Annotated in this window: 23 protein-coding genes; 13 read left to right on the top strand and 10 right to left on the bottom strand. The window is 63.7% G+C overall.

Annotated elements, in window-relative coordinates:
• The first annotated feature begins 224 nt into the window (after positions 1-224).
• From OH705_RS06565 to gdhA, 3 genes are all read left to right on the top strand, one after another.
• Positions 225-617: a hypothetical protein gene (locus tag OH705_RS06565; RefSeq protein WP_023632059.1), complete on the top strand. Its 393-nt coding sequence runs from the start codon at positions 225-227 to the stop codon at positions 615-617.
• Between the two features lie 203 nt (positions 618-820).
• Positions 821-2,488, top strand: a complete 1,668-nt coding sequence (gene ettA / locus OH705_RS06560) for an energy-dependent translational throttle protein EttA (protein WP_110604458.1) — start codon at positions 821-823, stop codon at positions 2,486-2,488.
• A 289-nt stretch (positions 2,489-2,777) separates the two neighbouring features.
• Positions 2,778-4,118 carry an NADP-specific glutamate dehydrogenase gene (gdhA, locus tag OH705_RS06555; RefSeq protein WP_267301498.1) on the top strand — a complete coding sequence of 447 codons (1,341 nt, stop codon included), beginning with the start codon at positions 2,778-2,780 and terminating at the stop codon, positions 4,116-4,118.
• A 56-nt stretch (positions 4,119-4,174) separates the two neighbouring features.
• Here gdhA and OH705_RS06550 read toward each other — a convergent pair whose 3' ends face one another.
• The 4 genes from OH705_RS06550 to OH705_RS06535 form a co-directional block, all read right to left on the bottom strand.
• Positions 4,175-4,669 (bottom strand): GreA/GreB family elongation factor, encoded by a 495-nt coding sequence (locus OH705_RS06550; protein ID WP_267301497.1) that lies wholly within the window; start codon positions 4,667-4,669, stop codon positions 4,175-4,177.
• 68 nt (positions 4,670-4,737) lie between these two features.
• Entirely contained in the window at positions 4,738-5,091 is a 354-nt protein-coding gene (locus OH705_RS06545) for a hypothetical protein (RefSeq protein ID WP_267301495.1), read from the bottom strand.
• 115 nt (positions 5,092-5,206) lie between these two features.
• Positions 5,207-7,060 (bottom strand): DUF4105 domain-containing protein, encoded by a 1,854-nt coding sequence (locus tag OH705_RS06540; protein WP_267301493.1) that lies wholly within the window; start codon positions 7,058-7,060, stop codon positions 5,207-5,209.
• 78 nt (positions 7,061-7,138) lie between these two features.
• Positions 7,139-7,627: a DUF3015 domain-containing protein gene (locus OH705_RS06535; protein ID WP_023630569.1), complete on the bottom strand. Its 489-nt coding sequence runs from the start codon at positions 7,625-7,627 to the stop codon at positions 7,139-7,141.
• 254 nt (positions 7,628-7,881) lie between these two features.
• Between OH705_RS06535 and OH705_RS06530 the strand changes: the two genes are divergently transcribed.
• From OH705_RS06530 to OH705_RS06510, 5 genes are all read left to right on the top strand, one after another.
• Positions 7,882-10,320, top strand: coding sequence for a Lon protease family protein (locus OH705_RS06530; RefSeq protein ID WP_094010323.1), 2,439 nt, complete (start codon positions 7,882-7,884; stop codon positions 10,318-10,320).
• 163 nt (positions 10,321-10,483) lie between these two features.
• A complete protein-coding gene (locus tag OH705_RS06525) occupies positions 10,484-10,822 on the top strand; it encodes a hypothetical protein (protein WP_023631147.1) in 339 nt (112 codons plus the stop codon).
• A gap of 179 nt (positions 10,823-11,001) precedes the next feature.
• The gene (locus OH705_RS06520) at positions 11,002-11,490 is read left to right on the top strand and encodes a TIGR00645 family protein (RefSeq protein WP_023631146.1); all 489 of its coding nucleotides are present in this window, start codon (positions 11,002-11,004) and stop codon (positions 11,488-11,490) included.
• Between the two features lie 128 nt (positions 11,491-11,618).
• Positions 11,619-11,924, top strand: a complete 306-nt coding sequence (locus OH705_RS06515; RefSeq protein WP_023631145.1) for a DUF6482 family protein — start codon at positions 11,619-11,621, stop codon at positions 11,922-11,924.
• A gap of 85 nt (positions 11,925-12,009) precedes the next feature.
• Positions 12,010-12,627 carry an FKBP-type peptidyl-prolyl cis-trans isomerase gene (locus tag OH705_RS06510; protein WP_023631144.1) on the top strand — a complete coding sequence of 206 codons (618 nt, stop codon included), beginning with the start codon at positions 12,010-12,012 and terminating at the stop codon, positions 12,625-12,627.
• Between the two features lie 127 nt (positions 12,628-12,754).
• On the opposite strand, the gene OH705_RS06505 is transcribed toward OH705_RS06510, so the two are convergent.
• The 3 genes from OH705_RS06505 to OH705_RS06495 all read right to left on the bottom strand — a co-directional run bounded on the left by OH705_RS06505 (position 12,755) and on the right by OH705_RS06495 (position 14,615).
• Positions 12,755-13,000, bottom strand: a complete 246-nt coding sequence (locus OH705_RS06505; RefSeq protein WP_038707330.1) for a hypothetical protein — start codon at positions 12,998-13,000, stop codon at positions 12,755-12,757.
• 151 nt (positions 13,001-13,151) lie between these two features.
• Entirely contained in the window at positions 13,152-13,493 is a 342-nt protein-coding gene (locus tag OH705_RS06500) for a zinc ribbon domain-containing protein YjdM (protein ID WP_046857186.1), read from the bottom strand.
• 153 nt (positions 13,494-13,646) lie between these two features.
• On the bottom strand, positions 13,647-14,615 hold the full coding sequence (locus OH705_RS06495; RefSeq protein ID WP_094010322.1) for a polyprenyl synthetase family protein: 969 nt from the start codon (positions 14,613-14,615) through the stop codon (positions 13,647-13,649).
• 244 nt (positions 14,616-14,859) lie between these two features.
• On the opposite strand from OH705_RS06495, the gene rplU reads away from it, so the two are divergent.
• From rplU to OH705_RS06470, 5 genes are all read left to right on the top strand, one after another.
• Entirely contained in the window at positions 14,860-15,174 is a 315-nt protein-coding gene (rplU, locus tag OH705_RS06490; protein WP_003247466.1) for a 50S ribosomal protein L21, read from the top strand.
• 37 nt (positions 15,175-15,211) lie between these two features.
• Positions 15,212-15,469: a 50S ribosomal protein L27 gene (gene rpmA, locus OH705_RS06485; RefSeq protein ID WP_003247464.1), complete on the top strand. Its 258-nt coding sequence runs from the start codon at positions 15,212-15,214 to the stop codon at positions 15,467-15,469.
• A gap of 188 nt (positions 15,470-15,657) precedes the next feature.
• Entirely contained in the window at positions 15,658-16,881 is a 1,224-nt protein-coding gene (gene cgtA, locus OH705_RS06480; protein WP_023631407.1) for an Obg family GTPase CgtA, read from the top strand.
• A gap of 87 nt (positions 16,882-16,968) precedes the next feature.
• Positions 16,969-18,087 (top strand): glutamate 5-kinase, encoded by a 1,119-nt coding sequence (gene proB, locus OH705_RS06475; protein WP_267301479.1) that lies wholly within the window; start codon positions 16,969-16,971, stop codon positions 18,085-18,087.
• 5 nt (positions 18,088-18,092) lie between these two features.
• Positions 18,093-18,557, top strand: coding sequence for a CreA family protein (locus OH705_RS06470; RefSeq protein WP_267301477.1), 465 nt, complete (start codon positions 18,093-18,095; stop codon positions 18,555-18,557).
• 101 nt (positions 18,558-18,658) lie between these two features.
• Here OH705_RS06470 and mksF read toward each other — a convergent pair whose 3' ends face one another.
• From mksF to mksB, 3 genes are read right to left on the bottom strand one after another with little or no spacing between them, the layout of a single operon-like run.
• Entirely contained in the window at positions 18,659-21,490 is a 2,832-nt protein-coding gene (mksF, locus tag OH705_RS06465; RefSeq protein ID WP_263159321.1) for an Mks condensin complex protein MksF, read from the bottom strand.
• Positions 21,487-22,194: an Mks condensin complex protein MksE gene (gene mksE / locus OH705_RS06460; RefSeq protein ID WP_046857180.1), complete on the bottom strand. Its 708-nt coding sequence runs from the start codon at positions 22,192-22,194 to the stop codon at positions 21,487-21,489. The genes mksF and mksE overlap by 4 nt, the downstream gene beginning before the upstream one ends.
• On the bottom strand, positions 22,184-23,470 hold the full coding sequence (mksB, locus tag OH705_RS06455; protein WP_094010318.1) for an Mks condensin complex protein MksB: 1,287 nt from the start codon (positions 23,468-23,470) through the stop codon (positions 22,184-22,186). The genes mksE and mksB overlap by 11 nt, the downstream gene beginning before the upstream one ends.
• Positions 23,471-23,526: the final 56 nt, after the last annotated feature.

Raw genomic sequence — 23,526 nt, 5'->3', positions numbered from 1 at the left:
ATGGCAGGGGTTGCGTTGTCGCTGCATGCACGGCCCGTGCCGTGGTTGCTGGGCGCACTATAAGACGCACGCGGGAAGCCGACTAGCATGCCTTCAAATATGGCAAAGTGCCAGTCCGCATGTCCGATGCCGGCCGGCAGTTGGTCATGCCGGTTCTGCAAGTCCCTGCAACCTGTGCGAGAATGCCGCCCGCTTCATAGTCAACGCATCGGAGATGTACGGTTTTGGTTACCCACTATTCCACCAATGGCCTCGATTCCGCCTGCGGGCGTAGCAGTCAGACGCTGGTCAGCACTGCCGTGGCCGAGGACGTATCCTGCAAGACCTGCCAGCGCTCGCTGGCCAAGCCGGACGCGGCCGCCGCCAGTGCCAACAAGACGCCGTCGCTGGCCGAGCTGCGCAAGTCGGCCAAGGCTGCCGCCGAGCCGGTCGCCCAGGTTGCCGCACAAACCACCGCCAAACCCACTGCCGCGCCTGCCAAGGCCGTGGGCAAGCCGGCTGGCAAACCTGCCCGCAGTGGCGGCTTCAGCGTCAAGTCCGCCTGGGCCGCGCGCCTGGCCGAGCAATCGGACCGTTGCCGCCTGCCGCGTGGCAAGGCCAGGCAGTCGCACGTCTGAGCCTGCGCCAAGCCCGCCCCACCCGTGCCGGCGTGGGCGCGGGCTTGCCCCGCGAAGGCCGCCGGGCGGCCCCGCCATCTACCCCATCTGTGCAACGCCGCGACTTGGCGTAGAATGGCCCACTTTATTCAATGACCCCGTAATCACATCCCCTGGCCAATGCCGGGGCGCGTGTATTTACCTATCTGATAGAGGGCTTGGTTTTGGCTCAATACGTCTACACCATGCATCGGCTGAGCAAGGTCGTGCCGCCGAAGCGGGAAATTCTCAAGAATATTTCCCTGTCGTTCTTCCCGGGAGCCAAGATCGGCGTGCTGGGCCTGAACGGCGCTGGTAAATCGACCCTGCTGCGGATCATGGCGGGCGTCGACAAGGAATTCGACGGCGAAGCCCGTCCGATGCCCGACATCAACGTCGGCTACCTGCCCCAGGAGCCGCAGTTGGACCCGAGCAAGACCGTGCGTGAAGTGGTCGAGGAAGCGGTCAGCGTGATCAAGGAAGCCCAGGCCCGCCTGGACGAGGTCTACGCCGCTTACGCCGACCCGGATGCCGACTTCGACAAGCTGGCCGCCGAACAGGCCAAGCTCGAGGCCATCCTGCAGGCCGCCGACGGTCACAACCTCGAGCGCCAGCTGGACGTCGCCGCCGATGCCCTGCGCCTGCCGGCCTGGGAGGCGAAGATCGAGCACCTGTCCGGTGGCGAGAAGCGCCGCGTGGCCCTGTGCCGCCTGCTGCTGTCGGCCCCCGACATGCTGCTGCTCGACGAACCGACCAACCACCTGGACGCCGACTCGGTAGCCTGGCTGGAGCGCTTCCTGCACGACTTCCCCGGTACCGTGGTGGCAATCACCCACGACCGTTACTTCCTCGACAACGTCGCCGGCTGGATCCTCGAACTGGACCGCGGCGCCGGCATCCCGTACGAAGGCAACTATTCGGGCTGGCTGGAAGCCAAGTCGGACCGTCTGGCGCAGGAATCCAAGCAGCAGAGCGCCCACGAGAAGGCCATGAAAGAGGAACTGGAGTGGGTGCGCAAAGGCGCCAAGGCCCGCCAGTCCAAGTCCAAGGCCCGTCTGCAGCGCTTCGAAGAGATGCAGTCGCAGGAATTCCAGAAGCGCAGCGAGACCAACGAGATCTACATCCCGGCCGGTCCGCGCCTGGGCGACAAGGTCATCGAGTTCAAGAACGTCACCAAGGGCTATGGCGATCGCGTGCTGATCGACAACCTGTCGTTCGCCATGCCTAAGGGCGCCATCGTCGGCGTGATCGGTGGTAACGGTGCCGGTAAATCGACCCTGTTCCGCATGCTGATGGGCAAGGAGCAGCCGGACTCGGGCAGCATCGAGATCGGTGAAACCGTGCAGCTGGCCTGCGTCGACCAGAGCCGCGAAGACCTGGACGGCAGCAAGACCGTGTTCCAGCAGATCTCCGACGGCTCCGACCAGATCCGCATCGGCAGCTACGAGATCCCGTCGCGCACCTACGTCGGCCGCTTCAACTTCAAGGGCGGCGACCAGCAGAAGTTCGTCAAGGACCTCTCCGGTGGTGAGCGTGGCCGCCTGCACCTGGCCCTGACCCTGAAGGAGGGCGGCAACGTCCTGCTGCTCGACGAACCGTCCAACGACCTCGACGTCGAAACCCTGCGTTCGCTCGAGGAAGCCCTGCTGGACTTCCCGGGCGCCGCCATCGTGATTTCCCACGACCGTTGGTTCCTGGACCGTGTGGCCACTCACATCCTGGCGTACGAAGACGATTCCAGCGTGGTGTTCTTCGAAGGCAACTACACCGAGTACGAAGCCGATCGCAAGAAGCGCCTGGGCGACGCCGCTGCCCAGCCGCACCGTGTGCGTCACAAGAAACTGGCCCAGTAAGCCGGTTTTTGCTGCACAACGATGGGGCCCTCAGGGGCCCCATTTTTGTGCCTGGCTTTCAGGGATGAGAAGGGCTGCGTGGGAGCGGGCTTGCCCCGCGATTGCTGCGTTAAGGGAGAGCAGGGAGAAAGTGCACTCTCACGAGTACAGCGAGAAACTTGTATACAGTTATAGAAAACGCACCAATTAATTTCATAAAAACGACATTTCGCCCTGTTCCAGTGCGATTGGTTCTTGGTACATTCCCGAAAAAACCAAAAACAATCCCTCTCTTGGTGAGATGTCTACCATGATCGAATCTGTCGACGATTTCCTGGCCCGACTGCAACAACGCGATCCGGCCCAGCCCGAATTCCACCAGGCCGTGGAGGAGGTGCTGCGCAGCCTGTGGCCTTTCCTCGAAGCCAACCCTCACTACCTGCAGGCAGGCATTCTCGAACGCATGGTCGAACCCGAGCGTGCCGTGCTGTTCCGTGTGTCGTGGGTCGACGACCAGGGCAAGGTCCAGGTCAACCGCGGCTACCGCATCCAGATGAGCAGCGCCATCGGCCCGTACAAGGGCGGCCTGCGCTTCCACCCGTCGGTCAACCTGGGCGTACTCAAGTTCCTGGCCTTCGAGCAGGTGTTCAAGAACTCGCTGACCTCGCTGCCAATGGGCGGCGGCAAAGGCGGCTCGGACTTCGACCCGAAGGGCAAGAGCGACGCCGAAGTGATGCGCTTCTGCCAGGCGTTCATGAGCGAGCTGTACCGCCACATTGGCGCCGACCTCGACGTGCCTGCGGGTGACATCGGCGTCGGTGCCCGCGAGATCGGCTTCCTGTTCGGCCAGTACAAGCGCCTGGCCAACCAGTTCACTTCGGTGCTGACCGGCAAGGGCATGACCTATGGCGGCAGCCTGATCCGCCCGGAGGCCACCGGCTACGGCTGCGTGTACTTCGCCGAAGAGATGCTCAAGCGCCGCGACCAGCGCATCGACGGTCGCCGCGTGGCGATCTCCGGTTCCGGCAACGTTGCCCAGTACGCGGCGCGCAAGGTCATGGACCTGGGCGGCAAGGTGATCTCGCTGTCCGACTCCGAAGGCACCTTGTATGCCGAAGCCGGCCTTACCGATGCCCAGTGGGACGCGGTGATGGAGCTGAAGAACGTCAAGCGCGGTCGCATCAGCGAGCTGGCCGAGCAGTTCGGCCTGGAGTTCCGCAAAGGCCAGACGCCCTGGAGCCTGGCATGCGATATCGCGCTGCCGTGCGCGACGCAGAACGAACTGGGCGCCGAAGACGCCCGTACCCTGCTGCGCAATGGCTGTATCTGCGTTGCCGAAGGGGCCAACATGCCGACCACCCTGGAGGCTGTGGATATCTTCATCGAGGCCGGCATCCTCTACGCGCCTGGCAAGGCATCCAATGCCGGTGGCGTGGCCGCGTCGGGCCTGGAGATGTCGCAGAACGCCATGCGCCTGCTGTGGACGGCCGGGGAGGTGGACAGCAAGCTGCACCACATCATGCAGTCGATCCACCATGCCTGCGTGCACTACGGCGAGGAGGCCGATGGCAGCATCAACTACGTCAAGGGCGCCAATATCGCCGGCTTTGTGAAGGTGGCTGACGCGATGCTGGCCCAGGGCGTGGTCTGATTCGATAACTTGCGGCCGCTTCGCGCCGAAAGGGGCGCGAAGCGGCCGCGATGATTTCAGCACTCACCCAGAATGGCCAGTACCTCGATCATCTGGTCCCCCGCCGGCCGTCGCCACAACACTTCATCCCCAGGCCCGGCGCCCAGAAGCGCCTGCCCCAGCGGCGAGCCCCAGTTGACCAATCCGTGGGCGGCATCGGCCTGATCCTCGCCCACCAGTTGCACCTGATGCTCCTGGTCATGTTCATCGACGAACCGCACCAGGCTGCCGATCTGCACCTTCTCCGTGGACGTTACAGCAGGTACCACCTGCGCGCTCTGCACCCGAGCGGTGAAGTAGCGCAGGTCACGCTCGGTATCGGCCAGCCGCTGCTTGTCGGCATCGCCTTCGGCCTGCAGCGCGGCGCGCAATGCATTGAGCACGGCCACTCGCTGCTGCAACTGTGCCAGGCCGTTGGCGGTGACGTAATTGGGCTGGTCGCTGACCAGGCGCTCGACCGGCTGGCTGGCCTGGGCGGCGGCCTGGTCTTCATTGACGAATGCTCGGCTCATGGTTGGCCTCCTTGTGCTGGAGACCATGGTGGCAGGCTGCGGGTTTCAACAGTTGTCCATTTACGACGTCAGTTGCGGCGGTATGCACGGGCCGCACCTTGGTCTTTCTCCTTCTGCCAGTCGCGGTCACGCTCGTCCCAATAGCGTTCGCGATACTCGCGCAGGTCTTCGTTGGACTGCATGGCGTGGCACTGGCGAAAGCCATCGTCCCAGCCGCTTTCGTACTGGCGGTTATTCAGGTAGCGCGGGGCATCCTTGCGGAAGTCGCCGGCCATCAGCCCGGCGGCCTGGCGACCGCTGCTGCAGCCGTCCTGGAAGCCGTCGGCATAGGCGGGCGGGTAGCCCTGGTTGACCATTTGTTCATGGGTGGTTTCGCAACCCGCCAGCAGCAAGAGAAACAAGGCTAACCAGTACCGCGACATGACCACAGGACCCTCGGATTGATACCGCAAAGTCTAGGTCGGGAATTGTTGGCGCGATGTCAAAACGCTGTCGAAGGATTGCATCGGGACTGGGACCGCAAAGCGGCCCAGGTGCTCAGTACTGATACCACTTCAACTCCAGCATCACCTCGTTCTGCGCCGTGGCCAGGTGGCTGAATTGGCGTGAAGCACTCAATCGCAAGCCCAGGTCGCGGCTGATCTCCCATTGCTGGTTAAGGCTCACGCTACGCCGTACTTCGCCGTTGGTGAAAAAATCACCCTTTGCCTCAAGCGTCAGGTTGCCCAGCGGGTTGCGCCACAGCAGCCCGCCGTTGAACCCGGCGGCGGGCGAGATTAACTCAGCGAAATCGTTGTGATGCTCGACCCGCACCGTGCCCAGGGCAAAGCCCAGCAAGTCGTCACCCAGTTGCCAGGTACCGCCGGCGCCGCCGTTGACATGGCTGACCAGCACCTCGTCGTCATGCTTGCCCGGCACGCGCTCCAGGCCGCCCGCGACCTGCCACGACCATGGCTTGAGCAGTTCGTTGCGCGGTGTCAGCGAGCGGATGGTGGCCAGGTCCAGGCGTTGTACCTGCCAGTCGTTGCCCTCGTACTGACGCAGCTTGAGCTGCAGGATCTCGATCTGCGCGCCGAGGGGGAAACTGTCCATGTTGTCGTTGAGGTCGTGGTAAGCCATGCGCAGGCCATACTCGGCGTAGGCGCGGTCCTCACGGGTACCCACCCCCAGTTGCCAGGTTCGCGACTGGTGGCCGTCCTCCGGCAGGCCGGGCCGCTCGATCTGCAATGGCGGCGGCGGGTTGCGGTTGATCGCCCTGAGCAGTTCATAGCTGCGGCCGGCCTGGGCCGGGTCGCGTTCCTGGCCGTTGGCGCGGTAGCGCTCCAACCGGTAGGCGGCGTCCTGTACCAGCGCCTGGCGGTCGCGGGGCAGGGCGGTGAAGGAGGGGCTCTGCAGCTGCGCGGTGTCGGCGCTGATGGCCAGCACCTGCTGCTTTTCCTCGTGGTCCAGCGGCTCGGCACGGGCCAGCAGTTCACGCTCGCGGGACGGGCGGTAGCGCACGTTCGCCACCAGCCCGGACTGTTTCACCGCCTTCACGGTGTCGGTCGGGATGGCGGTCAGCGGGAACTGCGAGGTCAGGTCCAGGCTGGGGCGTGCCACCTGCAACAGCTCCAGCAGGCGATAGGAGCAATTTTCGTCGAAGAAGAAATAGTCGAACTTGATCTGCTTGAGTTCCCACACGTGCTCGACCATGCGCCCGGTCTCTTCTGGGGTCAGGTCCAGTTGATACTCCCACAGGTCACGGTTTTCCAGGCTGCGGTACTCGGACAGCTTTTCCTGGTAGGGCATCATCGCGAACAGCCCGGGATAGCCGCCCATCAGGCCTTTCCAGGCATAGAGGATGCTGTTGTCGCTGCCCTCGATGTAGGCGCCGAAATTGATCGCGTAGCTCAGCAGCGTGGTGTCGTCACGCCGGGTATTGGACTGGTCGATGCGCAGCAGCGTATGGCCGAACATCGACGACGGGCTGTTGAGGTAGGCAGCCGGGAAGATCAGCGCCGCGCTGTGCGGGTCGATCGACTTGTACCAGGTATCGAATTCCTGGCAGGCCGGGCTCGGCAGGTCGGTGAGGGCCAGCTGTTCGCGCAGCCAGCGGGTCCGTGCCGGGAACACGCACTGGGCATGCTTGTCACCCAGGCTGGCCGGGGCATAGAGCGCGGCGACCGTTGCCTGCAGCTCCTGGTCCGGGTGATGCGCGCCATCCTCGGCGAGAAAGAAGCGCGGGTCGTCCACATAGCTGCGCCAACCGCCAAGCTTGGCAGTCTCGTAATGGCCGAGGGCGATCCAGTAGGGCGTGGCCGCCAACTGCTGGACGCGGGCCAGGTCAAGCTGTGGGGCGGCATGAAGCGGTGCGCTGACGATCAGCGCCAGGGAAGCGAGGCGTTTGAGCATGTCGGGCAACTACATCCTGATGATGCCGAAAGGTAAAGCGCCAAACCCGCCCCGCTGCCGGGGCGGGAGGCGTGGTACTCAAGCCTCGGTGGCGTACTTGGCCAACTGCGGGTCGCTCTTGAGCACCGCCAGGGTGTTGGAATGGACAGTCTCGGCAGTCACGTCGGCGCTGCTGAAGATCTGCTGGAAGTGCTCGTGGGTGACAGCGGCGAAATGCGCGCGGTCTTCAGGGGCTACACCTAGGACCACGGCATAGGTGGTCAGGGCTTCGCCCTGGCCCTGGGCCATGTCTTCGGAGAGCTCGTTCATCATGCCGTTCATGGCGAACCAGGATTTGCCGCCATAGGTGAGTGCGGCCTTGGTCGAGCAGCCATTGGTGCCCGAGGTCATGCCGAATGTTGCGTTGCCGGAAGTGCCGTTGGTGGTGGAGGCCAGGAAGTGGGCCGGCGTGCCGCGCTGGCCCTCGAACAGCAGGTTGCCCCAGCCGCAGTTCGGGCCGCCTGGCGCTTCAGCCATGGCGTTGATCGAGACAGCGGCGAACAGAGTACCCAGAAGAATCCGTTTCATAGCGATGTTCTCTTTCTCAAGTGACGTACCAATGGTCAGGTTTCTGGCAACGCAGTTGCCAGTGCGAGAGGATTTCCATCCTCCTGCGCAGCTTGGAGTTTAGGCACGATCCAAAGGTTGCGTTGTTTATTGCGAAAAATTGCTTGCGTGATGGCCAGGCTTGGGCTGTGACATAAAGTCCCACGGAGCCTTGCCGCTACGCGCTGGCAGCGCCAGAATGCCTTTCATCCGCCCCGCCGAAGTAAGGAAACCCAATGCCCGATCCTGTCGCCTCGCGCCTGCGTCTCGCGCCAGAAGCCCTGACCCGGCGTTTCTCCGCTGAACAGTTTGCTTTTTCCAATACCGACGATCTGGAGCCATTTCGTGGTGTGCTGGGCCAGGAACGTGCTGTCGAGGCCCTGCAGTTCGGCGTGGCCATGCCGCGTCCCGGTTACAACGTGTATGTGATGGGCGAGCCCGGTACGGGCCGTTTCTCCTTCGTCAAGCGTTACCTCAAGGCCGAAGGCAAGCGCCAGCACACCCCGGCCGACTGGTTGTATGTCAACAACTTCGAGGACTCGCGCGAGCCACGCGCGCTGGAACTGCCGGCTGGCAGCGCCCATGAGTTCATCAGCGACATGAACGGCCTGATCGACAACCTGTTGGCTACGTTCCCGGCGGTGTTCGAGCACCCTTCCTACCAGCAGAAGAAAAGCGCCATCGACCGCGCCTTCAACCAGCGCTATGACCGGGCACTGGATGTGATCGAGCGCGCCTCGCTGGAGAAGGATGTGGCGCTGTACCGCGACAGCAGCAATGTCGCCTTTACCCCCATGGCCGATGGCAAGGCGCTGGACGAAGCTGAATTCGCTCAACTGCCTGAGCAATTGCGCGAGCGCTTCCACGAGGACATCGCCGAGCTCGAGGAGCGTTTGAACGAGGAGCTCTCCAGCCTGCCGCAATGGAAGCGTGAATCGAACAACCAGTTGCGCCAGCTCAACGAGGAGACCATCACCCTTGCTCTACAGCCGCTGCTGGCGCCGTTATCGGAAAAGTACGCAGAAAACGCCGCAGTGTGCGCCTATCTGCAATCGGTGCAGTTGAACCTGCTGCGGACTGTCGTCGAACAATTGGTCGATGACAGCAAGACCGACGCGGTGGCGCGCAAGATGCTCGAGGAGCAATACGCCCCCAACCTGGTGGTCGGCCACCCGGGCAAAGGCGGGGCGCCGGTGGTGTTCGAGCCGCATCCGACCTACGACAATCTGTTCGGTCGCATCGAATACAGCACCGACCAGGGCGCTTTGTACACCTCCTATCGCCAGCTTCGCGCCGGTGCGTTGCACCGCGCCAATGGCGGCTTCCTGATTCTCGAAGCCGAGAAGATGCTCGGCGAGCCCTTTGTCTGGGACGCCCTGAAGCGTGCCTTGCAGTCGCGCAAGCTGAAGATGGAGTCGCCGCTGGGCGAACTGGGCCGTGTCGCCACGGTGAGCCTGACGCCACAGATGATCCCGCTCAGCGTCAAGCTGGTGATCATTGGCTCGCGCCAACTGTACTATGCGCTGCAGGACCATGACCCGGACTTCCAGGAGATGTTCCGGGTGCTCGTGGACTTCGATGAAGACATGCCCATGGTCGACGAGAACCTGGAGCAGTTCGCCCAGTTGCTGCGCACCCGCACCAACGAGGAAGGCATGGCGCCGCTGACCAGCGATGCAGTGGCGCGCCTGGCCACCTACAGCGCGCGCCTGGCCGAGAACCAGTCGCGGCTGTCGGCGCGCATCGGCGACTTGTTCCAGCTGGTCAGCGAGGCCGACTTCATCCGCCAGCTGGCCAGCGAGAGCATGACCGACGCCGGTCACATCGAGCGCGCCCTGAAGGCCAAGGCCCAGCGCACCGGGCGGGTGTCGCAGCGGGTGCTAGACGACATGCTCGCCGGGATCATCCTGATTGACACCGAAGGCGCGGCGATCGGCAAGTGCAACGGCTTGACCGTGCTCGAGGTCGGCGATTCGGCGTTCGGCATGCCGGCGCGGATTTCCGCCACCGTCTACCCGGGCGGCAGTGGCATCGTCGACATCGAGCGCGAGGTCAACCTGGGGCAGCCGATCCACTCCAAGGGGGTGATGATCCTCACCGGCTACCTGGGCAGCCGCTATGCCCAGGAGTTTCCCCTGGCGATCTCGGCGAGCATCGCGCTGGAGCAGTCCTATGGCTATGTCGACGGCGACAGCGCCTCGCTGGGCGAGGCATGCACGCTGATCTCGGCGTTGTCGCGTACGCCGCTGAAGCAGTGCTTTGCCATTACCGGCTCGATCAACCAGTTTGGCGAGGTGCAGGCGGTCGGTGGGGTCAACGAGAAGATCGAAGGCTTCTTCCGACTTTGTGAAGCCCGTGGCCTGACCGGTGAACAAGGGGTGATCATCCCGCGTGCCAACGTCGCCACGCTGATGCTCGACGAGCGGGTGGTGCAGGCGGTCGAGGCTGGTCGTTTCCATGTCTATGCCGTCAGCCAGGCCGACGAAGCCTTGAGCCTGCTGGTGGGCGAGGAGGCCGGCGAGATGGATGACAAGGGCGAATTCGCCGAGGGCAGTGTCAACGCCCGGGTGGTCGAGCGCCTGCGGGTGATCGCCGAGATGATCAGCGAGGAAGAAATCAAGGAAGCCGAGAAAGAGCGCCTGGAGGAGGTCATCACCCAGGCCAAGCCTGCGTAAGTCAATAAACTGGCGCTAGCGGCGAAGTGCTACCGTTCAGCGCCAGTTTTCCAACTTTTTCCTTAGGTCGGCTACAGTGGAACTTAAGGACGTTATCAGGGTTCAGGATGGAAACAGCCTGAAGGTTTCAGGCTGAACAGGGCTTTACAGAGGGGACGCCGCCATGCGCAACCTCAGCCTCACCCGCCAGTGCCTGGGCCTGGTGACCCGCATCGAATGCAGCATCCGTCCGCTGGCCGGCGACAATGGCATGTGGACCTTGCTGTTCGCCGCCGGCATGGCCGGTGAACAACCCTCGGCGATCAAGGCCCAGGGCCCGTTCCACGGGCCGATGGTCGCCGAATCGGTGATGAATGCCATCGTCGACAGCCTCACCCTCCATGGCTATCAGGTCGCTGAAGATCCGCAGATCTGGTGCCTGCACCTGCAGGCGCAGTTGCGTCGGATCAATGGTGAACGTTGCCGGAACCTTGGGGATTATCAGTTCCATCCCGAAACCTGATCCAATGATCTCGTCGCCAGCAAGCTGTTACACACCTGACCTGTGGGAGCCGGCTTGCCGGCGATAGGATATAGAGGATTTATCGGGCCTGCGGCAACTGACCGCAGGCTTTTGCTGTAACAGGTGGCTGGATATACTCGCGCTCGCTTTTCCAGTCACTTCAGAGTCCCTTATTGTCCATGGAACGTATCCTCGAAAACGCGATGTATGCCTCGCGCTGGCTGCTCGCCCCGATCTACTTCGGCCTCTCGCTGGGCCTGTTGGCACTGGCCCTGAAGTTCTTCCAGGAAATCATCCATGTCCTGCCCAACGTCTTCACCCTCGCCGAAGCCGACCTGATCCTGGTGATCCTGTCGCTGATCGACATGTCGCTGGTTGGTGGCCTGCTGGTGATGGTGATGATCTCCGGCTACGAGAACTTCGTCTCGCAGCTGGACATCGACGAGAGCAAGGAAAAGCTCAACTGGCTGGGCAAGATGGATTCCTCGTCGTTGAAGATGAAGGTCGCCGCATCGATCGTCGCCATTTCCTCGATCCACCTGCTGCGGGTGTTCATGGATGCGCAGAACATCTCCACCGACTACCTGATGTGGTACGTGATCATCCACATGACCTTCGTCATTTCGGCATTCGTCATGGGTTACCTGGATCGCATCACCAAGCACTGATCCGTCTGCGCTCATCGCGGGCTTGCCCCGCGATGCTTTTCAGCTCCTGACGGATGGTGGCTTGTACTTTCAGCAGGTCTGTACAAAAAATGAGCACTCATGCGCGGTTCCCGCAGCGAGGTGCGTCCATGAACCTGCATCAGCTCAATTCCGAGGCCAGGGCTGGCCATGTCGACGAACTCAACCTGATCGCCATCGAAGGCGGCGATTATCTGTTGGAGGCCCGGATCAAAGGCCGTGCCCACCCCCTTGCCGACGCCCGTGGTGAACGCCTGAGGGTGCATTCGGTGGAGGATGCAAGGCAGCTTCTGCAAGCCATTCCCCAAGTGTCGATGAATCTTACCCATTGGTCCGTGCAAGACGAGATGTGCGGCATGGGCACGCACCCGGAAGAAGACCTCAAATTACCGATCTCCCAGCGATCGGCCTGGTAGCTGCTTCGCGCGGCGCCAGTGTGCTAGGCTGCTCGCCCTTTTCATCAGGGCGCGGATGCAGTGCGCCCTCAAGCGGAGCACGCCAATGTCCGAACTCAATCTGTCCACCGACGAATCCCGCGTCAGCTACGGCATCGGCCGTCAGCTGGGTGGCCAGCTGCGCGACAACCCGCCACCGGGCGTCAACCTGACCGCCATCGTCGCCGGCCTGACCGATGCCTTCAACGGCGCCGACAGCCGCGTCAGCGAAGAAGACCTGTCGGCGGCCTTCAAGGTCATCCGCGAAGTGATGCAGGCAGAAGCTGCTGCCAAGGCCGAAGCCGCCGCTGCCGCCGGCAAGGAATTCCTGGCTGACAACGCCAAGCGTGAAGGCATCGTGACCCTGGCCTCGGGCCTGCAGTACGAAGTGCTGACCGCAGGCGAGGGCGCCAAGCCGTCCCGCGAAGACAACGTGCGTACTCATTACCACGGCACCCTGATCGACGGCACCGTGTTCGACAGCTCCTACGATCGTGGCCAGCCTGCCGAATTCCCGGTTGGCGGCGTGATCGCCGGCTGGACCGAGGCCCTGCAACTGATGAATGCTGGCAGCAAATGGCGCCTGTACGTGCCGAGCGAGCTGGCCTACGGCGCTCAAGGCGTCGGCAGCATCCCGCCGCACAGCACCCTGGTATTCGACGTCGAACTGCTCGACGTTCTGTAATACCGTCGGGGCCGCTTTGCGGCCCATTCGCGTGCAAGCCCGCTCTCACAGGAACAGCACAAGACCTTAGGTCGTTGCGATCAGTGTGGGAGCCGGCTTGCCGGCGATGAGGGCAGGCCTGCTAAATTCAGTTCCAATCCGTTCCGCCCGGGCGCAATGCCCGCGCATAGCAGAACAGGAACAGGTTCCTCACCAGCTCCTTGAGCACTCCCGGCTCACTCGAATTCAGCCCCATGAGGTCCAGGTCGCCCTGGTCGCGCAGTTCATCGAGCGCGTCTTCCTCGAGCACGGCGCAGACTTCGCCAGTCTCGCGATGCAGGATACGCAGGTAAGGGTGGGGGCGGTCGAGCCAGGCGTCGATGAGATAGGTCATGGCTACTCTCCTTGGATAGCGGTTCCAATGAGAATAATTCTTATTATCAAAATAGCAAGAGACTATTGGAAGATTTCTTCCGAATGGTCCCGGCGATCCTGTTGCAGGATCTGTCAGGGCCGCCCGTTGGGCAGCCCCGAGGGGCAGGCGATCAGACCTTGCGCACGAACTCAGACTTGAGTTTCATCGCGCCGATGCCGTCGATCTTGCAGTCGATGTCGTGGTCGCCGTCGCACAGACGGATGTTCTTGACCTTGGTGCCGACCTTGACCACCAGGGACGAACCCTTGACCTTGAGATCCTTGATCACGGTGACGGTGTCGCCGTCCTGCAGGACGTTGCCGACCGAATCCTTTTTCACCACGTCGTCGCTGGCGGCTTCGGCTTCGCCGTTGGCCGACCACTCGTGGGCGCATTCGGGGCAGATCAGTTGGGTGCCATCCTCATAGGTGTATTCGGAGTTGCATTGGGGGCAGGGTGGCAGAGTGCTCACGGCGTTTCCTTTCAAGTACAGGCGGTTAAAGGCGCACATTGTATAGGGTTTAGTGATTTCCTGCACAAAAGCATCGCGGGGCAAGCCTGCTCCCACGCCATGATGTGCTGGCGTGGGAGCGGGCTTGCCCCGCGATAGGGGTGATGCGATGGATCAGTGCGTACGCGCTACGGCAAACTCGCTCAGCTCTACCAGTGCATCCCGGTATTCGCTGGCCGGCAGCACTTCCAGGCAGGCGATGGCGCGGGCGACGTAGTCGCGGGCCATCTGCGCGGTGTAGTCCAGCGCGCCGGATGCCTCGACGGCGAGGCGGATCTGCTCCAGGTCCTCCAGGCCACCCTTCTGGATCGCCTGGCGTACCAGAGCGGCCTGCTCCGCGGTGCCTTCGCGCATGGTGTAGATCAGCGGCAGGGTCGGCTTGCCTTCGGCCAGGTCGTCGCCGACGTTCTTGCCCAGGGTCTCGGAGTCGCCCTTGTAGTCGAGCAGGTCGTCGACCAGCTGGAAGGCCACGCCCAGGTGGTCGCCGAAGGTACGCAGGGCCTCGCGCTGCGCGTCCGTGGCGCCGGCCAGGGCGGCGGCGCTGTGGGTCGAGGCTTCGAACAGCATCGCGGTCTTGCCGCGGATGACGTCCATGTAGATTTCCTCGGTGGTGCTGGCATCACGCACGCGCGACAGCTGCAGCACTTCACCTTCGGCGATCACCCGTGTGGCCTTGGAGAGGATCTGCATGACCGGCATCGAGCCCAGCTCGACCATCATCTCGAACGAGCGCGAATAGAGGAAGTCGCCCACCAGTACGCTCGGCGCGTTGCCCCACAGGGCGTTGGCGGTGGAGCGGCCACGGCGCATGCCGGACATGTCGACCACGTCGTCGTGCAGCAGGGTGGCGGTGTGCAGGAACTCGATGGTCGCCGCCAGCAGGCGCAGGTCGTCGCCCTCGCGGCCCAGGGCCTTGCCGCACAGCAGCACCAGCAGGGGGCGCAGGCGTTTGCCGCCAGCGGACGTGATATAGTCGCCGATCTTCGATACCAGCGGCACGCGCGAGGTCAGCTGCTTCTTGATGATCTCGTCGACGGCGCTGAAGTCATCAGCTACCGCGCGGTAGAAGGTTTGGGGTTGCATCGGCTGCTCCATTGAGGTTGCGCGGCATGCTAGGTCGCAGGTACCGGTGTGTCAAGGCGCGGTGGCCGTGGCCCCGGGCCGGTACTTGCAAGCATTTATGGGGTTGCGTACAATCGCGCACCCTAACTTCCTGGGCAGCACCTGCCTTACGCAATTGCACCGGGCCGTTCCAGCCCTGTGCAGCCATGCCAGCCAATACTCATCATATAAAGCGCTGGGTGAGCAGGATTATCGGAGAAATACCATGTCTTACGCAGTAATCGTTACCGGCGGCAAGCAGTACAAAGTCGCTGAAGGTGAATTCCTCAAGATCGAAAAACTGGAAGTCGCCACTGGCGAATCCGTGACCTTCGATCGCGTTCTGCTGGTCGCCAACGGTGAAGAAGTCACCATCGGCGCTCCAGTTGTTGCTGGTGCTAAAGTAGTGGCCGAAGTCGTTTCGCAAGGCCGTCACGACAAGGTTCGCATCATCAAGTTCCGTCGTCGTAAGCACCACATGAAGCGCATGGGCCACCGCCAGTGGTTCACCGAAATCAAAATCACCGGTATCCAGGCTTAATCGCCCCGATCCCCTGAATTTATTGGAGAATTGAACCATGGCTCACAAGAAGGCTGGTGGTAGTACTCGTAACGGTCGCGACTCAGAATCGAAACGCCTTGGCGTGAAGATGTATGGCGGTCAGGTCATCAAACCTGGCAACATCATCGTCCGTCAGCGCGGCACCGAATTCCACGCTGGCTACGGCGTTGGCATGGGCAAGGATCACACCCTGTTCGCTAAGATCGAAGGCGTGATCAAGTTCGAGAAGAAAGGCGAGTTCATGCGCCGTTACGTGAGCATCGTCGCCGCTTAATCGCGACGTCGCTCCAGAAGCCCCGTCATGCGACGGGGCTTTTTCGTTTGTGGTGAGCCTCTTGCAAAGCTGTTTGTCTGGGCTGCCGGCGTTGGTTTCTGATTCGTACGGGGCCGCCGCGCTCATTTTTGCAAGAGCCTCATGGTTTTCTGGTTTTCGACTCGTCGTCCGACGAGAGGCGGTTTTGAATGAAGTTTGTAGACGAAGTATCGATCCGGGTAAAAGCCGGTGACGGCGGCAACGGTTGCATGAGCTTCCGCCGCGAGAAATTCATCGAGAACGGTGGCCCCAACGGCGGCGACGGCGGTGACGGCGGCTCGGTGTACATGGTGGCCGACGAGAACCTCAACACCCTCGTCGACTATCGCTATACCCGCCACCACGAGGCCCAGCGCGGCCAGAACGGTGGCAGCACCGATTGCACCGGCAAGAAGGGCGAGGACCTGTTCCTGCGCGTGCCGGTCGGCACCACCGTGATCGACGCCTCCACCCAGGAAGTGATCGGTGACCTGGTCACCCCGGGACAGAAGCTGATGGTCGCCCAAGGCGGCTGGCACGGCCTGGGCAACACCCGTTTCAAGTCGAGCACCAACCGTGCGCCGCGCCAGACCACCCCAGGCAAGCCGGGCGATCAGCGCGACCTGAAGATGGAAATGAAAGTCCTGGCCGACGTCGGTCTGCTGGGTCTGCCGAACGCCGGCAAGAGTACTTTCATCCGCTCGGTTTCGGCCGCCAAGCCGAAGGTCGCCGACTACCCGTTCACCACCCTGGTGCCGAACCTTGGCGTGGTCAGCGTCGACCGCTGGAAGAGCTTCGTCATCGCCGACATCCCTGGCCTGATCGAAGGCGCCTCCGAAGGTGCCGGCCTGGGTATCCGCTTCCTCAAGCACCTGGCCCGTACCCGCGTGCTGCTGCACCTGGTCGACCTGGCGCCGCTGGATGGCAGCAGCCCGGCCGACGCAGCCGAAGTGATCATCAACGAGCTGGCGCAGTTCAGCCCGGCGCTGGTCGACCGTGAGCGCTGGCTGGTGCTGAACAAGGCCGACATGATCATGGACGACGAGCGTGACGAGCGCGTCAAGGAAGTGGTCGAGCGCCTGAACTGGGATGGCCCGGTGTACGTGATCTCGGCTATCGCCAAGCAGGGTACCGAGAAGCTCAGCCATGACCTGATGCGTTACCTCGAGGACCGCGCCGACCGCCTGGCCAATGACCCGGCCTACGCTGCAGAGCTGGCCGAGCTCGACCAGCGCATCGAAGACGAGGCCCGCGCCCAGCTGCAGGCCCTCGACGACGCCCGCACCCTGCGTCGCACCGGCGTCAAGAGCGTGCACGACATCGGCGACGATGACGACTGGGATGATTTCGAGGACGATGAAGACGGCCCGGAAATCATTTACGTGCGCGACTGATCGGTTGCAGTACACTAAACGCCGCTCTCTGGAGCGGCGTTTTTGTATCCAAGGTATCTACAGATTCGACATAGGTTGGAAGAGAAGATGCGAAGCAAGGTGACTGGCGCCAAGCGCTGGGTCGTGAAGATCGGCAGCGCGCTGCTGACCGCCGACGGCAAGGGCCTCGACCGTGGCGCCATGGCGGTGTGGGTCGAGCAGATGCTGGCCCTGCGTGAAGCGGGCGTGGAACTGGTGCTGGTCTCCTCCGGGGCCGTGGCGGCGGGCATGAGCCAGCTGGGCTGGACCACGCGACCGAGCGCGATGAACGAGCTGCAGGCCGCCGCCTCGCTTGGCCAGATGCGCCTGGTGCAGGCCTGGGAGTCGAGCTTCGGCGAACACGGCAAGCACACCGCGCAGATCCTCCTGACCCACGACGACCTCTCCGACCGCAAGCGTTACCTCAACGCCCGCAGCACCCTGCGCACCCTGGTAGACCTGGGCGTGGTGCCGGTGATCAATGAGAACGACACCGTGGTCACCGACGAGATCCGCTTCGGTGACAACGACACCCTGGCGGCGTTGGTGGCCAACCTGGTGGAAGCCGACCTGCTGGTGATCCTCACCGACCGCGACGGCATGTTCGACGCTGACCCGCGCAACAACCCCGAGGCCCAGCTGATCTACGAAGCCCGCGCCGATGACCCGGCGCTGGATGCCGTGGCCGGCGGCACCGGCGGCGCCTTGGGCCGTGGCGGCATGCAAACCAAGCTGCGCGCCGCGCGCCTGGCTGCCCGTTCTGGTGCGCATACCATCATCATCGGTGGCCGTATCGAGCGCGTGCTCGACCGCCTGAAGGCCGGTGAGCGCCTGGGCACCCTGCTGTCGCCTGAGCGCGGCATGCTCGCCGCGCGCAAGCAGTGGCTGGCCGGCCATCTGCAGACCCGTGGCACCCTGGTGATCGACAACGGTGCCGTGAAGGCGCTGCGCGAATCGAACAAGAGCCTGCTGCCGGTCGGCGTGAAGACCGTGCAGGGCAGTTTCCGCCGTGGCGAGATGGTGGTCTGCGTCGGTCCCGACGGCCTGGAAGTGGCCCGTGGCCTGGCCAACTACAGCGCCCTGGAGGCGCAGAAGATCATTGGCCAGCCGTCCGATGCCATTGAGGGCCTGCTGGGCTACAGCGCCGAGCCTGAGCTGGTGCACCGCGACAACCTGGTGTTGGTCTGAAGGAGATGCAAGTGCTTAAAGGATTGATTGCCGCCGCCGCGCTGGCACTGCCGATGCTGGCCTGGGCCGAGGAAATCGGCCAGGTGTCCACCGTGTTCAAGTTCGTCGGGCCGAATGACCGCATCGTCGTCGAGGCGTTCGACGACCCGAAGGTCGATGGTGTGACTTGTTACCTGTCGCGGGCCAAGACCGGCGGCCTGAAAGGGGGGTTGGGTCTGGCCGAGGACCGCGCCGAGGCGTCGATTGCCTGCCGTCAGGTCGGGCCGATCCAGTTCAAGGGTGAGCTCAAGGATGGCGAGGAGGTGTTCAAGGAACGCACCTCGCTGGTGTTCAAGACCATGCAGGTGGTACGTTTTCTCGACAAGAAGCGCAACACGCTGGTGTACCTGGTGTACAGCGACCGCGTGATCGAAGGCAGCCCGCAGAATGCGGTGACGGCGATTCCGATCGTGCCTTGGGCTCAACAGTAACAGCCGGTTGAAATGATCGCGGGGCAATCCCGCTCCCACAGAGCCTTGTGGGAGCGGCGGTGCGCCGATGCGAATTGCCCCGCGATGCTTTTCGGTTTGAATCAGGCCAGTTCCTCGGCCTCATCCTCACGCACTATCGCCTTCACCTCGTCGCGACGGCTGATGTACTTCCAGTCCGACTCGTCGATGTAGATGCCATTCGGCCCGCTGCCACCTTCCAGGTCGATTGCCACCCGCGCCGACACCTGCGGCTTCACGCTCGCCAGGATCGGCACGAAGCCCAGCTGCTGGCTGGTTTCCAGCAACGCCGCCTGGTTGCGTTCGTCGATGTCCGCCGCCTCGTCGAGGTAGTACGGCAGGCGAATGCGCCCGGCCAGGTCGCGGTCCATCAGGTGCAGCAACAAATACATGTTGGTCAGCGCCTTGATGGTCATGGTGGTGCCGTTGGACGCGGCGCCATCGATGTCGGCGTGGATCACCGGCTGGCTGTTGATCTTGGTGATCTCGAAGGCCAGTTCGAACAGGTCCTTCAGGCCCAGCTGGTTGTGGTTGGCCGCCACCAACCGCGCCAGGTACTCCTTGGCCTCTTCGTTCTTGTGGTCCTGCTCGGCGCTCTGGGTCAGGTCGAACACCGACAGGGTCTCGCCTTCCTCGTACTGGCCGGCGCTGTGGATGATCTGGTCGATGTGCTTGAGCGCTTCCTTGTTCGGTGCCAGCACCACGCGGAAGCTCTCCAGGTTCGATACCTGGCGCTTGTTGATCTCTCGGTTGAACAGCGCCAGCTGGTGCTCGAGACTGTCATAGTCGCTACGGATGTTGCGCAGGGTCCGGGCGATGTCGGTGACCGCGGCGCGGCGGGCCTTGGCCAGGGTCAGCGCTTCCTCGGTGCGGTGCGAGTAGGCGTTGATCAGCAGCTGCAGGCGGCGCTCCATGTCGTCTTCGCTGTCGAACTTGGCCACGCCCTTCAGGCGCACCTGGGCGTACAGCGCCTCGATCTGGTTGTCCACGCGTTGCAGGGCCTGCCAGCTGTCCTGGTAGTCGTTGAGCAGCGGCAGCAGGTTGTCCATGGAGTCGTCGATGGCTTCCATGAACGGCGTGCCGAACGGCAGGTCGGCCGGCAGCAGTTGGCGACGGCGCAGGGCGTCTTCCAGGGTGCGCTGCTTGGCTTCCAGGTCGGCGATCTGCCGGCCCACCAGTTGCAGCTTGGCCGACAGCTGCTGGACGCGCTCGGTGAAGGCGTCGCTGGAGCGCTTGAGCTCGTCCTGGGCGGCTTCCAGCTGGCCCAGTTGCTCCATTTTTTCCGGCTCTTCGGCAGCCAGGGTCTCGGTGCGGCGGAAGTCTTCCAGGGCCTTCTGCGCATCCAGCACCTGCTGGTACAGCGCTTCGGTCTGCGCCTTGCTCGCGGCGCGGTCGAGGGCCACGGCCTGCTGGGTCTTGAGCTGCTTGAGCTCCTTCTCCAGGCGTTCCTTCTGGTCGCGCAGGGCGGCGCGGTCGGCCAGGGCCTGCAGCGCGGGCGGGTCGATGTGCGAGATGTCGATGGACAGGCCGGGCACTTCGAAGCGCTCTCCCTTGAAGCGGTCGAGCACGCTTTCCAGGGTCTTCACCCAGACGTCGCTGTCGTCCAGCTCGATGCCGCGGTCACCCATCGGCAGGCTGAACAGCGCGCCGTTGAACAGGCGCATCAGGCGGTCCACGTCCTGCTGCGAGAACTCTTCGCGCAGGCGGGCGTAGCTGTTGTTGTCGGCGTGGTCGAGCTGCTGCTTGACCGCCTTGACGCGTTTTTCAAGGTCGCGCACGCGCTCGTCGAGGTCTTCGGCGGAGAACTGCCGCGACTGGGCCAGGGCGCCGGCCAGTTCATCGTGGGCGTCCTTGGCGGCCAGCAGCTGCTGCTCCAGCACCTTGACGTCGGTGACCAGGGCGAAGCGGTGCTTGAGCACCGACAGCTCCCCCAGCCAGCGCTGGATGCCGGTGATCTCGCGCTCCAGGCGCATCAACTCCTGAGTGCCGCCGCGCTGGTCGTTCTGCAGGCGGTCCTGCTCGCCACGGTAGTGCTCGGCTTGGATGGTCAGCTCTTCCTTGCGTGCCATGGCGTATTCCTGCCATGTGCCCAGCAGGTTGTCGAGCAGGGGCGAGATACGGTGCAGCTTGCCGCGCAGGATGTCGCGCTGGGCCACGCCGCCGGCCAGGGCCTCGACCAACGGGCCGGCAGCCACCAGGGCGTTGTAGTCGCCCTCCATGCGGCGCACATCGCGGAAGGCCTCTTCGCAGGCAGCGATGTAGTCGACGCTGCCCGAACGCAGGCTGTGCTCGAAGGCATCGAGGAACAGTTGCTTGAGCTTGGCGGCGGTGATTTCGCGCATGTGCAGCAGGTTGATGAATAGCGCCCGGAATGTCTTCAGACTCTGTTCGCTGGTCGAGCGCAGCGGGATCAGGGTCAGGTCCAGCGGCACCGAGGTGTGGCCGCCGACCAGCAGCCGGCGTAGTTCGTCAGGCTTGAGCTCGTAGGCCTTCAGGCCATGGCGCTCGAGGTTGGTGAACAGCTCTTTCTGGCGCAGGCAGGTGTCGTCTTTCTGGTAGTGGGCCAGGTCCAGCTCGCCTTGGTAGGCGAAGAACTGGTGGCCGAAGCCGCCGCCCGGGCCGCGGCCGACCACGCCGATCACGTGAGGGCCGTGGGGCAGGTTCAGCTCGCAGAGGATGTAGCTGGTGTCGGTGGCGAAGTAGAAGCGGCGTGACTGCTCCAGGCTGTACTTGCCAAAGCTCATGTCGGACATGCGCGCCAGGATCGGGAACTGCAGGGCGTTGATCGACGCCGATTTACCCAGGTTGTTGGCGCCATAGACCGACAGCGGGTGTTCCAGGGGGAACAGGCCTAGGCTGTAGCCGGCGGTGTTGAGCAGTGCGAAGCGGCGGATGCCGTAGCGTTCCTGGCTCATGCGTCAATCTCCTGTTGCTCTTCGCGGATCGCCCGAGCCAGGGCATCCTCTTCGCTTTCCTCGCCATCGAACGGGGTGAGGTCGAGCGGGTCGTCGGTGCGGTTGAGTTCTTCGGGCGTCTCTTCCACAACCAGCACGGGTACCGGCAGCGGCAGGTCGCTGTGCAGGGTGGCGGCCAAGTCGCGGTCCTGCTGGACCGACAGGCAGACGTCGAGGAAGCGGTGCATCGGCGGCAGGAAGCGGTAGATGCCGCCTTCCTCATGGGCAAAGCCGAGCTGGCTCATGCGGCGCATGATTTTTTCTTCGAGCTCGTCGACGGTCTGCACTTCGGCCTGCAGGAACAGGTCGCGGTACTTGTCCAGCAGCGACGGCAGTTCGTCACGGCCGATGCTGCCACCGTCGAGCACGGCCATCGGGTCGCGCCCCTGGTCGGCGAGGTGCTCGACCAGGATGAAGGTAAACAGCGACAGGCGCTGGGCGGTCTTGTTGACCTGCGCGGCGGCCTGCTCGGGGACGAAGTAGTAGAAGCCGCGGGTATCGCACACCAGCTCGAAGCCCAGGGCCTTGAACAGGGTGCGGTACTGGTCCTGGAAGTTCGACAGCTGGGCGTACAGCTCCGGGTCGCGGCGGCTGACGTGGAAGCCCTTGAACAGCTCGCGGAAGATCGGCGCGAGCTGGGACAGTTCGGAAAGATCAAGATGCATGGGTGGGGCTCGCGGTGGATTCGGTCGTGGTCGCCGGCTTGTCGCGGCTGGAGGTCAGGGCGAAGGAGCGCAGGCTGACCAGGTGTTCGCGGGTGAGGTATTGCTGGCGGTCGAGGCGCTCGCGGCTGAAGCGCTTCTCGCGCGACAGGCGCGAGAACCAGTACAGCAGTTCGTCGGTGGCGCCTTCAGGCTCCTGCTCCAGCAGCCAGACCATCAGGTCCGGCAGCGGCAGGGCGTCTTCGCAGCGCTCGAGCATTTCCTTGACCGTGCGCGGGGCGCGGGGCAGCGGGCCCTTTTGCGTCTTGTGCGCCTTGGGGAAGCGCGCGGGCTTGGGCTCGAAGCGGGCCAGGGCATAGACGTAGGCCTCGACCTGGCTGGCGCTGCCGAGGAAGGTGCTCTGCGGGCGGGTGAACAGCGGCATGGCGGCCTGGGGTACGGCGTCGATGCCTTTCTTGCGGATCACCGACAGCGCCAGCGCGGCGCCGCGGGTCACGGCGTTGTGCCGGCGCGCCTCTTCACGCAGCGGCAGCAGCAGCTCGCGGGCGTGGCGCAAGGTCAGCTGGGCGCTGGTCTGCATCTCGAGGATGCGCGCGTGGGTGCGCAGCAGCATGTCGTCGTCGACCAGGTGGCCCAAGCGCGCCTGCTCACCCAGCAGGCGCAGCAGTACGGTCTCGACCTTGCGCACGCCCTGCTCGAAGGCGCCGTCGGCGTTGACCAGCTGGATCATCGGCTCGACGTACTCGTCCCAGGTCGCCAGTACTTCGGCGTAGCGCTGGCGCAGGGGGATCTGGCGGTTGCTGGTCTTGGCCCGCTCGGCCACGGCCACCAGCGCCTGCTCGTCGTTGTCGAGCTTCTTCAGTACATCGCGCACGCGCATGTCGAGCAGGCGCAACTGGCGCGCCAGGTCGTCGCTGTCGCGGTTGTCGAAGGCGTCCTGGATATGCCCGGCCAGGCGCTCCAGGTGGCGCAGGTAGGCCTCGATCTCCAGGCACAGGCCCAGCCGGTGCTCGCGGCGCAGGTAGGCGAGGAAGTCGTGGATCTGCGCGTTGAGCTCGAAACGGTTCGGGCTCTTGGCCACCGGGACCAGGATGTCCAGGCGGATCCACACGTCGAGCAGCTGGGTGATGTCCTGCGGGGTGCTTTCCACCTGCTGGCGGGCCAGTTGCTGGCGCAGCTCGACCAGGCTCAGGGTGCCCTGGTCGAAGCGCTCGCACAGCGGCTCGATCAAGGCCCAGTGTTCGGCTAGGGCGCGCAGGACGCGCTTGGGTTCGATCATTGGCGGGTCGACTCGTTGCCAAATAAAAGCGGCGATTGTACTGCATCCGGGGGGGA

This window comes from Pseudomonas sp. BJa3 (assembly GCF_026343815.1).
Lineage (GTDB): Bacteria > Pseudomonadota > Gammaproteobacteria > Pseudomonadales > Pseudomonadaceae > Aquipseudomonas > Aquipseudomonas soli.
Note: the sequence above shows the minus strand (reverse complement) of the source record. Positions and strands in the feature narration are given on the sequence as shown.